Below are 12,563 nucleotides of genomic sequence, written 5' to 3' on the forward strand. Positions count from 1 at the left end.
CTGTAGTATCTATACAGTATATTACCCTTACAGTGAAATAAATAGTCCAACTTTACATTTTATAATTAATATTAAAAGATAATAAGTATTATCGGTTTCGCTAGGAGGAATTTTGTCGTATAATGTAAGTGGTGCGTACATAGGGGTGAATGGATGAAAGAAAAAGATCATGAGAAAAGGCGCTTTAGGATACCAAAGAAAATACGGGTTATCTTCTATAGTATAACAACAATTATTATTTTAGGTCTACTTGGCTATGCCGCCATTTTAATTGGTGGAAAATTAGTAGCCGATGAAGCTGATATGGTACTTGATGCAACAACAGTAATTGAAACAAAAGATGGTGAGAGACTAAGTAGTATATATAAGGAAGACCGTATCCCTGTCACAATTGAAAAAATACCTGAACATGTACAGCAGGCGTTTGTTGCAATTGAAGACAGAAGGTTTTATGAACATTCAGGTGTTGACTTTAGATCGATTATGAGAGCGATAATCAAAGATATTATAGCAATGGATAAAGTGGAAGGTGCTAGCACCATAACCCAGCAACTGGCTAAAAATCTATTCCTGCATAATGATAAAACCTGGATGCGAAAAACAAAAGAAGTAATGGCTGCTGTCTACTTGGAACGTAACCTGACAAAGGATGAAATATTGGAATTATATATGAATGAAATTTACTTTGGTCGTGGGGTTTATGGAATAGAGAGAGCTTCTAATTACTTTTTCTCCAAGAAGGCAAGTGACTTAACTGTTTCGGAAGCTGCCTTACTTGCTGGGCTAGCAAAAGGGCCCAATGGGTATTCACCAATTGACCATCCAGAGAAAGCGCTAGAGAGACGTAATGTCGTGTTAAAGTCAATGGAGGCCAATGGAGCGATCAATGCAGAGGAAAGATTAAAAGAGTCTAATAAATCTTTGGGTCTTGAGTTGGAGAAGGATAATAGTAAGCCATGGGTGGATAGTTATGTAGACCTTGTAATTAAAGAAGCTGCAGAAATGCATGATATGTCCATAGAGGAGTTAAAGCGAGGGGGCTATCGAATTGTAGTCAACATGAACGACACAATTCAGCAAATTGCCTATAATCATTTCAAAAACGACAATTATTTCCCGGGTAATACGAAGGGAACCCAGGGAGCATTCGTTATCATGGAACAGAGTGCTGGGAGAACTGTAGCGGCAATAGGTGGTAGAGAATATCAACTTGGAAATCTGAATCGTACCACTGTTTCCAGGCAACCTGGCTCGACAATAAAGCCCATCGCGGTTTATGGGCCTGCTATGATGAAAAAAGAAGCATATACACCTTATACACTTATTCCTGATATGAAATATGATTATGATAATAATTATAGTGTGGAAAATGCGGACCATCAATACGAGGGTGCTGTTTCCATTTATGATGCAATTAGGTATTCCAAGAATTCTTCTGCGGTTTGGCTGCTTGACCAGATTGGAGTACCTTATGCAAAAAAGTCCTTGGAAAAACAAGGGATTATGATTGAAGATGATGGTTTAGCAATCGCTTTAGGTGGTTTATCTAAAGGAATTACTCCAATTCAGGTTATGGAGAGCTATAGTTCTTTTGCTGGAATGGGAAAAATGAAAAAATCCCATACGATTGAACGTATATATGACCAGGAAAATAAATTAGCTTTTGAAGCAGAAACTAATTCAAAGCAAGTATATGATGCGCAGGTTGCGTGGAATATGACAGAGATTTTGCAGGAAACAGTAAAATCCGGAACAGCAACAGCTGGTGAATATACAAAAGCATTAGCAGGTAAAACAGGGACGACCCAGCACCCGTTTGTAGAAGGTAAAGTAAAGGATGCTTGGTTTGCCGGGTACACTCCAAAATATGTAATGACAACCTGGATGGGTTATGATCAATCGGATAAGGAGCATTATTTAAATGGAGGTAGTGAATATCCAACGAAATTAACAAAGGCAATTTTGTCTGAGTTGGATAAGCACGAAGAACTCGAAGAACATTTTTCAAAGCCAGAGAAAGTAACAGCTTTACCCAAACCAGTTACTCTGCCGCAAATAGAAAATTTACAGGCAAGCTATCGTTTTGGCAGCTTTTCGTTCGTGGAAGGAGAATTATCCTGGAAGGGCTCTTCAGATGACCGGGTAATATACCGTGTATATAGAGAAAAAGAAGGTATTGATGAAAGAATAGGCGAGACCGAAGGAACAACAATTTATACAATAAAGAATGCGTTATTTGGTGGTAATCGCTATTATGTAGTTCCTTTTGATCCGCTCACAAAAAGGGAAGGAGAAAGGTCGAATACAGTAAAATTAGAATGGTAACAAGAACCACTTACCGTTCGTTAACTCACTATTACGTTGTAGTTGCTTTATTGAAAAAAGGATACTGGAACATGTATATGGATGGTTAGCCACGGATTTGCACTCTGACAGGTACACAAATATCTTAAATTAAGACAAATTCATGACAATCAAGGTGCTTTGCTATACAGACAGATTATTAATGGATATAGTTGATTATGGGTTAGTACAAGTACGTAAAAAGGAATGGTACAGATGGCAAAAAAGATAAATGATACGATTATTAGAGCTTATAAAGGTGAAAAAACAGATTATACTCCTGCATGGTTTATGCGACAGGCTGGAAGGTCACAGCCAGAGTATCGTGAGTTAAAGAAAAAATATTCTCTATTTGAGATTACACATCAACCGGAGTTATGCGCCTATGTTACACGTCTTCCTGTTGAGCAATATGGAGTAGATGCAGCAATTTTATACAAAGATATTATGTCTCCTCTTCCTGCTTTAGGGGTAGATGTGGAGATTAAATCGGGGATTGGACCAGTTATCAATAATCCGATAACGAATATGCAAGATGTGGAGCGTCTTGGCTCAATCAATCCTAAAGCAGATGTTCCTTACGTTTTGGAAACGATCCGGATCCTTACTGAAGAACAACTTGAGGTTCCTTTGATTGGTTTTAGTGGAGCTCCTTTTACATTAGCAAGCTATATGATTGAAGGTGGTCCTTCTAAAAACTATAGTAAAACAAAGGCGTTTATGTACCGCGATTCAGCTGCATGGTTTGCATTAATGGATAAACTTGCCGATATGGTAATTACTTATGTTGAAGCACAAATTGAAGCAGGCGCTAAAGCGATCCAAATTTTCGACTCATGGGTCGGCACGTTGAATGCGGCAGATTACCGTATATTCATTAAACCCGTTATGACTAGGATCTTTTCCGAGCTAAGACAATATGATGTCCCACTAATCATATTTGGAGTAGGGGCACGACATTTGCTTATGGAATGGAATGATCTGCCTGTGGATGTGATCGGGTTGGATTGGCGTACGTCTATGAAAGAAGCGAGAGATATGGGGGTCACAAAGGTGCTGCAAGGTAACCTGGATCCAACCTTACTACTAACAGAATGGGAAACCATAGAAAAACGAACCAAAGCCATTCTGGATGAAGGAAAGGAACAAGGCAACCATGTATTTAATTTAGGCCATGGGGTAACGCCTGACATTAAACCGGAAACATTGAAGAAGCTAACAGAGTTGATTCATAGTTATTCACATAATTAAGCTAATGCAATAATTTTTAAAAGAGGTGCGGAAAATGGAAAAGAAAAAGCTAGGCCTATTGGTAATGGCTTACGGAACACCCTATAAAGAAGAAGATATTGAAAGATATTACACACATATTCGTCGTGGAAGAAAACCATCAGAAGAAGCGTTAGAAGACTTGAAAAGCAGATATGAAGCAATTGGCGGGATTTCTCCACTAGCGAAAATTACAGAGCAGCAGGCCGCTGCACTTGAAGAGGCTTTAAATGGAGAGCAGGATCAATATGAATTTAAAGCATATATTGGGTTAAAACATATTGAACCATTTATAGAAGATGCAGTTGAAGAAATGGCTAAGGACGGTATTAAAGAAGCTGTGTCCATAGTATTGGCACCACATTTTTCTACCTTTAGCGTAAAATCCTATAATAAACGAGCAAATGATGAAGCGGAAAAACATGGCATTAATATTAAATCAATCGAAAGCTGGTACGATGAGCCTGGTTTTATTGATTATTGGTCACAACAAATCAATAAAGAATATGAGAAGATGTCAGCAGAAGAGCGCGAAAAGGCTGTATTGATCGTGTCCGCCCATAGTTTACCTGAAAAAATTCTTCAAAATGGTGATCCATATCCTAAACAACTAGAAGAAACAGCGAGTCTTATTGCTGAACAGACTGGTATAAAACATATTGAGATAGGTTGGCAAAGTGAAGGGAATACTCCTGATCCGTGGCTAGGGCCAGATGTCCAAGATTTAACACGAGACCTCTTTGAACAAAAGGGTTACACTTCCTTTGTTTATGCTCCAGTAGGATTTATTGCTGATCACTTGGAAGTATTATATGACAATGATTATGAATGTAAAGTAGTTTGTGATGAAATAGGAGCGAACTATTACCGTCCAGAAATGCCGAATGTTCATCCATCATTTATTCATACACTAGCTCATGTTGTTTTAAAGAGTGTAAAGAGTGAAGTGAAATGAGCGATACCAAAACAATTGTAATCGTGGGCGGTGGAATCACAGGACTCTCAGCAGCTTATTATTTACAAAAAGAAATAAAGGAAAAAAACCTGCCATATAAGCTGAAACTGGTAGAAGCTAGTGATCGACTTGGTGGGAAAATAAAAACAACCCAGAAGAATGGTTTTACAATCGAACGGGGACCGGATTCATTCCTTTCAAGAAAGCAACCTGCGGTAAAACTAGCGGAAGAGCTAGGCCTAAGTGAAGAGTTGGTTAGAAATGGAACAGGTCAATCCTATATTTTGGTAGGGAAAAAACTTCATAAAATGCCCTCAGGTGCCTTTATGGGTATTCCTACACAGGTCAAACCGTTCCTGTTTTCCGGAATGTTTACAGTGAAAGGAAAGCTTCGTGCAGGAATGGATTTGGTTTTGCCTACAGGTAAAGATGTAAGTGATCAATCACTTGGCGGCTTTTTCCGTCATCGGTTTGGCGATGAGCTTGTTGAGAATCTAATCGAACCGTTGTTATCCGGTATTTATGCAGGTGACATCGATAAAATGAGTCTCATGGCCACATTCCCTAATTTTTACGAAACCCAGCAAAAGCATCGCAGTCTAATTAAAGGTCTCCAGAAGACAATGCCCAAGTCTAAAAAGTCTACTGGTAAAAAGCCTGGGATGTTCTTCTCTTTTAAGAATGGGCTTGGGACCTTTGTTAGAGCTATCGAACAAAAGTTAGATTCAGAAGTGGTTTCTTTAAATACGGCTGTTGACCATATTGAGAAAAAAGAACACGGCTATCACTTACTTTTAAGCAATGGAGAGGCAGTTAAAGCTGATGCAGTTATTATGGCTTCGCCGCATTATACATTGCCAAAAGTATTCAGCCAATATGATTTATTTAATGATTTTAATCAAATGCCATCAACTTCTGTAGCAAATGTAGCAATGGCATTTGATCAATCCGCGATAAAAAAGGATATTGACGGAACGGGTTTTGTCGTATCCCGAAACAGTGATTACCGAATTACTGCGTGTACGTGGACACATAAGAAATGGCCAATGACTACACCTGAGGGAAAAGCCTTGGTCCGTTGCTATGTGGGCAAACCGGGAGATCAGGAGGTTGTCGATCTTTCGGATGAGGAGATTACGGAGATTGTTCTGAAAGATTTAAACAAGACAATGAATATTACTGCAAAGCCCGAATTTAGTGTCATTAGTAGATGGAAAAATGCCATGCCGCAATATACGGTTGGTCATAAAGAGAGAGTGGCAAAGGTACGTAATGAAATGCATCATCTTTTGCCTGGTGTTTTTCTTGCAGGTAGTTCGTTTGAGGGTATTGGAGTGCCTGATTGTATTGAACAAGGTGAGAACGCAGTAGCTGAAGCCCTTGCATTCTTGAAGGAATAAAAGCACAAGTGCGTAGAAGTAAGTAAAAAAACCGGTTTAGACTAAAAATGTCTAAACCGGTTTTTTTACAGTTGTTTGGAAGAGTTCTAGCTTTTTTGCTACGCATTAACAATTTAATGCTGTGCTACTTCCAATTCATCAATTAACGAAGCGACATAATTAACAGCTTGATTAATGGCATCAGGCTTGGACATGTCTACCCCAGCCTGTTGAATTAGATGGAGAGGTTTTTCTGTTCCACCGGCTTTTAACACATCCAGCCAGCGGTCAACAGCTGGTTTTCCTTCTGACTTTATTTGCTGTGCTACAGCAGTTGAAACAGTTAACCCTGCAGAGTATGTATATGGATAAAGACCCATATAGTAATGTGGTTGACGCATCCAAGTCAAACCCGCGCCTTCGTCAAACTCGACAGCATCCCTCCAGAAATTTTCCAATGTTTGTAGTTTTTGCTCTGAGAGAATGTTAGCAGTTAAAGGCGTGCCTTCTTCTGCCAATTGGTATACTTTTCGTTGGAATTCTCCTTCCAAAAGATGGGTAACAAAGTTGTGATAATAGGTTCCTAATAGTTGTGTGATTATCCAGCTTCTCATACGTGCATCATTCGTTTTGGAAAGCAAGTGCTCTGCCAATAGCAATTCATTTAATGTAGAGGGTGCTTCTACAAAATAGGTTGAAGGGCGTGTGTTGATAAATGCTTGGTTTTTACCAGCAAGATAGAAATGCCCGGCATGGCCTAATTCATGTGCAAGGATGAAAGCACCTCTCATCATATCCGTCCAGGTAACTAAAATATAAGGATGGACACCATACGGACTAGAACAGAAGGCCCCACTCGCTTTACCATTATTATTAGCACGGTCCACCCATCGATTAGTTAAAGCATCCTCCATAATCTTACTATATTCTGGTCCCATTACTTGCAAAGCTTCTAAAATAGTTGTTTTTGCTTCATCATAGCTTGTTTCGGGATTAAAGGCAGGATCCAACGGAGCTTTTAAATCATAATAATGCAATTTATCCAACCCTAACTTTTCCTTCTTTAGCTTGGCATATCGTTGCATATGGGGAGCAAGCTTGTCTTGGATTACATTTAGCTGTTGATGATACATTTCTTTGGTTACTTGTTGTGGGTGTAACAGCATATCTGTGACAGATTCATAGGAACGTAAGCGAGACATAGTCACCTGTTTAGACACTTCAGTAGCATATGTTGCTGCATAGGTATTTTTATACTGCTCCAAGGTATGAATAAAAGATTGGTATGCTTTACGTCGGATAGATGGGTCTGCTGATAATTCATATTTGTCCTCATATAAAGCAGCTGACATAGGCAATTCACTACTATCATCTATGGTAATTGGAGAAAAGCGCATGTCAGCAGATTTGCTGCGTTGGTATATCATATAAGGTGCATCATGAACTACTCCAAGAGCAGCTAGTGTTTCTTCAACTTCTGGTGAAAGAATATGTTTTTTCTTTTCCAATATATCTTCAAGCATCTTTTTATATGGTAGGAGTGCAGGTAACTCACGTAAATAATTTTCCACCATAATAGGTTCGAGCTTCAATAATTCGGACTGAACAAAAGAGATTTTGGTACTGATAGCGGAAAGTGCTGCAGACACTTTTGCACTATCTCGTTGGTTAGTCGGATCTGTTCCATCTGCGCTTGCTTTTAAATTGGCGTATGTGGCTACAAGAACAAGTCTCTTTTGATATTCTTCAAAGTCAGTCAGGCAGCTAAGCAAAGTTGAAGCACTTTCCCCAACTTTTCCTTTATATTGTGTAACAGAGGTTATTTCCTTTTGGATTGTATCTAACTCTTTTTCCCAGGCGGCATGGTTAATAAATAAATCAGTTAAATCCCATGTCTCATCCACAGCCATGTCTGCACGATCTAAACTTTTTACTCCGGACTTCATAAGAAAACTCCTTCCACAAACTTATTTCGTCACTCTAATTAAGTATAATATAAAATAGGGCAGAAGGGTATGACTTTTCAAAATAATACTAATAGTGCTTGCGTAATCAGTATTGTATCTAAGATGAAAACAAGTTTATTGCAAAGACTGAGGTGAGCCGTAATATCCTATAATTTCACTGCATAGTTGGAGTAAAATGCGAACTAAAGTAGACTTATTTCTCTGTTAATGCAACAAGACTAAATAACACCGCTACGGAAAAATACTGCGCTTTCCGGGGTCTCACCTATGCCTCATCTCCCCCAGAAGTCTCCGTATTTTTCCTTCGCTACTATTTTCTATTATATCTACGAAGAAAATTTGCGTTCACATAGATTCAAAATATGCTGTGTACGAATTGATTGGAGTGGAGGGCGGCGACTCCTGCCGGAATAGCATGAGGCGAAGACCCTGGACGGAGCGTAGCGGAGGAAGCGGCTGAGGCCATGCCGGCGGAAAGCGTCCGCCTGAAACGCAAATCAATGGGTGCTTCCTCTGTAAATGAATTACTCCATTCTCAACAACGTCGTAGTATATATATTTTGCGAATTATTATTTAGAGCTAAATTGTAAGGATGTATAGATGCAAAAAAAATAACAGCTATGGGTATAGCTGTCAGTTAGGAAGATTGTGTTGTATTACAGTAGGCGTAAATCAGATAATTCATTTGTTGTTATACAGTTATCTTGCTGGATGATCACATTCGTCACATAAATTCCCATAACAGTCTGCTTTTTCATGCATATCATGACCGCATTGGCTACACTTCTTTTTAGGTAGGTTTCTAAAGAATTCAAGAACATTTAACATGTGGATCCTCCTCATATTTGAATTAAATACATTGTAATATAACAGTATGTTAAAAGTCAACCATGTGTTACAACATATTTTAAAATTTCTTTCTATCGGATATAATGAAGCTACAAATAGTCATGAAAGGTTGGAATGATTATGAAGTTAACTGTTATTGGTTATTGGGGAGGCTATCCTGCTGCGGATGGTGCTACGTCTGCATATCTCCTTGAAAAAGATGGGTTTACTCTCCTTGTGGACGCGGGAAGTGGTTCCTTGTCAAAATTACAAAAATACATATCACCAAATGAGCTTAATGCGGTAATCTTGTCTCATTACCATCATGACCATGTTGCAGATATTGGTGTACTACAATATGCGAGGCTTGTATCTTATTATATAACAGGGGTTCAAGAAGTATTACCTATTTATGCGCATACAGAAGATCAAAAATTTGCGAGTTTAACTCATGAATATACGAAAGGGATTGAATACAATCCAGAGAAGCCATTAGAAGTGGGACCATTTCGCATTACTTTTTTAAAAACGAAACATCCTGTACCATGTTATGGAATGCGTATAACAGATGGGAAGTCCTCAATTGTATATACTGCTGACACTGCATATACAGAGGAGTGGGTCCCGTTTGCGAGTAATGCTGATCTATTAATAGCGGACTGTAACTTTTATGCAGATCAGGATGGTTCAAATGCGGGTCATATGACTAGTAAGGAGTGTGGCACGATTGCAGACCAAGCGAACGTGAAACAACTGTTGTTAAGTCATTTACCACAATACAGAGAACGTAATCAATTGGTTACGGAAGCAAAACACTATTATCAAGGTTCTGTGAATCTTGCGGCAGAGGGGTTTATCTGGCGAAATACATAGCATTAGTTTTGCTTAAGGAGAACGATTCCATTAAACTAGAAAGTGGAATGGAAATTAAGGGAGGAATACTTATGAAATTCATTGATAATAAAGGAATTACAGATCCAAGTATTAACTTGGCATTAGAAGAATATGTTTTACAAAATTTCGGGGAAAACGATACATATTTACTTTTTTATGTGAATCAACCTTCCATTATTATTGGGCGTAATCAAAATACTATTGAAGAAATAAATACGGATTATGTGGACAAGCACGATATTAAAGTTGTTCGCAGGCTTTCAGGTGGGGGAGCAGTATATCATGATGAAGGTAATCTAAATTTCAGTTTCATCACGAAAGATGATGGAAACAGCTTCCAAAACTTTGCTAAATTTACTCAACCAGTGGTGGAGGCACTTAATAAACTAGGTGTTCCTGCAGAGCTGAAGGGTCGGAACGATCTTATTGTAAATGGGCGAAAGATTTCAGGAAACGCGATGTTTTCCACAAAAGGCCGTATGTTTAGCCATGGTACATTAATGTTAGATTCTGAAATTGAAAACGTAGTTTCTGCATTAAAAGTTAAGAAAGAAAAGATTCAATCAAAGGGTATAAAATCTATACGCAGTAGAGTTGCGAATATTTCTGAATTTCTTGATGAGAAGGTTTCCATGCAAGATTTTAAAGACATTATTTTGCGTTACATTTTTGAAGTAGATGATGTTAATAAGGTGCCACGCTATGAGCTGACTGAAAAAGACTGGGAAAACGTAAAACAAATTTCTAAAGAACGTTATCAAAACTGGGATTGGAATTATGGAAAATCCCCTACTTTTAATATACAAGAATCATATAAATTTGATGCAGGTCTAGTTGATGTTCGCTTAGATGTCAAAAAAGGTATTATTGAGAATTGTAAAATTTATGGGGACTTTTTTGGTGTTGGAGAAGTGAGCGTAATTGAGGAAAGGCTTTCTGGTGTTCGCCACAACCGCCAAGCAATTGAAGAAGCATTAGCAGACGTGGACGTGCCTCACTATCTGGGGAGAATATCCAAAGAAGACTTTATTAATCTTATCTATTAACTGGAGTCAGGCGTATGAATCTTTAGATTTGTACGCTTTTTTATATTTAAAGTTAAAGTCTATTGCGTTTCAATTGTTCTACTTTTTACTGTGGAAGAACACTTTATTTCCGACAGATAAAGTATCACGGCATCGCATTTTCCCCAACGTTTTTGATAATAAATGTTACCGCTTCCACTTGAAAAATAACTCTTTGTATTTTATACTTTAAATTGTACTAAAATTCATAAGGTTTTAAGTATGGCAATAAAATGAATGATTATTCATTCATAATATAAGGGGGTTTCATGGTGAATTTAAGTAAACAATTATCCATTACAGCAGAGAATAATCCACAAAAAGCAGCATTTATTTTTGAAAATCAAAAGACAAGTTATATGGAATTAGAGGGTGCGGTCCGAAAATTTGCTTCACAATTGGAGGGGCTTGGTTATAAGCAAGGTGACCATATTGCACTTGTTGTGGGAAACAGTCCTTACTTTGTAATTGGATTGTATGGCGCGCTGAGAATGGGGCTTACAGTGATCCCGATTAATCCATTATATACACCATACGAATTGACCTATATTCTAAAAAATGGAGACATTAAAGCAGTTATCACGATGGATGTACTGCTTGAAAAGTTTACAGCTATTGCTGAGCAATTACCTGAAATAAGCCATTACATAACTTGTGAAACAAGTGAAAAAATCGACATACAAGCACATCCTCTATCAGCTAAATTGCAATCGTTTTCAAAGTTGATCCATGATGGTGATGCCAAATATACGGGTCCAGAATTGGAGGAAGAGGATACTGCCATTATTTTATATACGTCCGGCACAACCGGGACACCTAAGGGTGCGATGCTTACACATAAAAATCTATATTCCAATGCCAGAGATGTAGCTGACTATTTAACAATAAGCGGAGAAGATCGGGTTGTTGCGGCGTTGCCAATGTTCCATGTGTTTTGTTTAACTGTATCGCTGAACGCTCCTTTAATGAATGGTGGAACCATTTTAATTTTGCCAAAGTTTTCTCCACAGGATGTTTTCAGAGTAACAAAGGAACATCATGCAACGATTTTTGCTGGTGTTCCGACAATGTATAACTACTTACTGCAAACTGCCAAAGGCCATGTAGAAGACTTTTCAGGTGTTCGCTTGTGTATTTCTGGAGGCGCATCTATGCCTGTTGCCTTGCTTAAGGAATTTGAAAAGACGTTTCATGTACAAATTTCTGAAGGATACGGTCTGTCTGAGGCGTCTCCAGTTACTTGCTTCAACCCATTGGATCGTCCACGAAAACCAGGCTCTATTGGTACTACTATAGTCAATGTGAAAAACAAAGTTGTTGATGAGTTCGGGGAAGAGGTACCTGTAGGAGAAGTAGGAGAATTAGTTGTCCATGGTCCTAATGTAATGAAGGGTTACTATAAAATGCCCGAAGAAACAGCAGTTACTTTAAAAGACAATTGGTTATATACAGGAGATATGGCCAGAATGGATGACGAGGGTTATTTCTACATTGTAGATAGAAAGAAGGATCTCATTCTTGTTGGGGGTTATAATGTTTATCCAAGAGAAGTAGAAGAAGTTCTATACTCCCATCCGAATGTATCCGAAGTAGCGGTTATCGGTGTTCCAGATCCAGAGACTGGTGAATCTGTTATGAGTTTTGTGGTTACAGATAATGCTGCATTAACGGAAAGAGAGTTAATAGCGTATTGCTCAGAACAATTGGCAAAGTATAAAGTTCCATCCAAAATTGAATTTTTGGAAGAGCTTCCGAAAAACACGACTGGAAAAATACTTAGAAAAAGCTTGCGAGAAAAAGTATCTAAGTAAAAGGTGTAGAATGATGCTTCCTCTTAACTTTACACGTAGAGTGAGAGGGAGT

General features: G+C 38.3%; 9 protein-coding genes. 7 read left to right on the forward strand and 2 right to left on the reverse strand.

The features are described from left to right. Positions 1-153 precede the first annotated feature (153 nt). The 4 genes from X953_RS04925 (at position 154) to hemY (ending at position 5,967) form a co-directional block, all read left to right on the forward strand. Positions 154-2,325 (forward strand): transglycosylase domain-containing protein, encoded by a 2,172-nt coding sequence (locus tag X953_RS04925; protein WP_040954608.1) that lies wholly within the window; start codon positions 154-156, stop codon positions 2,323-2,325. A gap of 234 nt (positions 2,326-2,559) precedes the next feature. Next, the gene (gene hemE / locus X953_RS04930; protein WP_040954609.1) at positions 2,560-3,594 is read left to right on the forward strand and encodes a uroporphyrinogen decarboxylase; all 1,035 of its coding nucleotides are present in this window, start codon (positions 2,560-2,562) and stop codon (positions 3,592-3,594) included. 34 nt (positions 3,595-3,628) lie between these two features. After that, the gene (gene hemH, locus X953_RS04935) at positions 3,629-4,567 is read left to right on the forward strand and encodes a ferrochelatase (RefSeq protein WP_040954610.1); all 939 of its coding nucleotides are present in this window, start codon (positions 3,629-3,631) and stop codon (positions 4,565-4,567) included. Continuing rightward, a complete protein-coding gene (gene hemY / locus X953_RS04940; RefSeq protein ID WP_040954611.1) occupies positions 4,564-5,967 on the forward strand; it encodes a protoporphyrinogen oxidase in 1,404 nt (467 codons plus the stop codon). Before hemH ends, hemY begins: the two co-directional genes overlap by 4 nt. 113 nt (positions 5,968-6,080) lie before the next feature. Here the strand turns inward: hemY and pepF are convergent, their stop codons facing one another. Further along, the gene (gene pepF / locus X953_RS04945) at positions 6,081-7,892 is read right to left on the reverse strand and encodes an oligoendopeptidase F (RefSeq protein WP_040954612.1); all 1,812 of its coding nucleotides are present in this window, start codon (positions 7,890-7,892) and stop codon (positions 6,081-6,083) included. A gap of 721 nt (positions 7,893-8,613) precedes the next feature. Then, positions 8,614-8,742, reverse strand: coding sequence for a protein YhfH (yhfH, locus tag X953_RS19390; protein ID WP_071648420.1), 129 nt, complete (start codon positions 8,740-8,742; stop codon positions 8,614-8,616). 141 nt (positions 8,743-8,883) lie between these two features. Here yhfH and X953_RS04950 point away from each other — a divergent pair, with 141 nt between their 5' ends. From X953_RS04950 to X953_RS04960, 3 genes are all read left to right on the forward strand, one after another. Beyond that, positions 8,884-9,615 (forward strand): MBL fold metallo-hydrolase, encoded by a 732-nt coding sequence (locus X953_RS04950; RefSeq protein WP_040954613.1) that lies wholly within the window; start codon positions 8,884-8,886, stop codon positions 9,613-9,615. Between the two features lie 71 nt (positions 9,616-9,686). After that, positions 9,687-10,682 carry a lipoate--protein ligase gene (locus X953_RS04955; RefSeq protein ID WP_040954614.1) on the forward strand — a complete coding sequence of 332 codons (996 nt, stop codon included), beginning with the start codon at positions 9,687-9,689 and terminating at the stop codon, positions 10,680-10,682. A gap of 290 nt (positions 10,683-10,972) precedes the next feature. Then, complete coding sequence (locus tag X953_RS04960) at positions 10,973-12,511, forward strand: fatty acid--CoA ligase family protein (RefSeq protein WP_040954615.1); 1,539 nt, start codon at positions 10,973-10,975, stop codon at positions 12,509-12,511. Positions 12,512-12,563 lie beyond the last annotated feature (52 nt).

The sequence above is a fragment of the Virgibacillus sp. SK37 genome (assembly GCF_000725285.1).
In the GTDB taxonomy this organism is placed as follows: domain Bacteria; phylum Bacillota; class Bacilli; order Bacillales; family Amphibacillaceae; genus Virgibacillus_Q.

Bases quoted from the DNA above. Each gene is read 5' to 3' on its own strand.
- hemY (WP_040954611.1), top strand. From the start codon at position 4,564: ATGAGCGATACCAAAACAATTGTAATCGTGGGCGGTGGAATCACAGGA.
- X953_RS04925 (WP_040954608.1), top strand. From the start codon at position 154: ATGAAAGAAAAAGATCATGAGAAAAGGCGCTTTAGGATACCAAAGAAA.
- hemE (WP_040954609.1), top strand. From the start codon at position 2,560: ATGGCAAAAAAGATAAATGATACGATTATTAGAGCTTATAAAGGTGAA.
- pepF (WP_040954612.1), bottom strand. From the start codon at position 7,892: ATGAAGTCCGGAGTAAAAAGTTTAGATCGTGCAGACATGGCTGTGGAT.
- X953_RS04950 (WP_040954613.1), top strand. From the start codon at position 8,884: ATGAAGTTAACTGTTATTGGTTATTGGGGAGGCTATCCTGCTGCGGAT.
- hemH (WP_040954610.1), top strand. From the start codon at position 3,629: ATGGAAAAGAAAAAGCTAGGCCTATTGGTAATGGCTTACGGAACACCC.
- X953_RS04955 (WP_040954614.1), top strand. From the start codon at position 9,687: ATGAAATTCATTGATAATAAAGGAATTACAGATCCAAGTATTAACTTG.
- yhfH (WP_071648420.1), bottom strand. From the start codon at position 8,742: ATGTTAAATGTTCTTGAATTCTTTAGAAACCTACCTAAAAAGAAGTGT.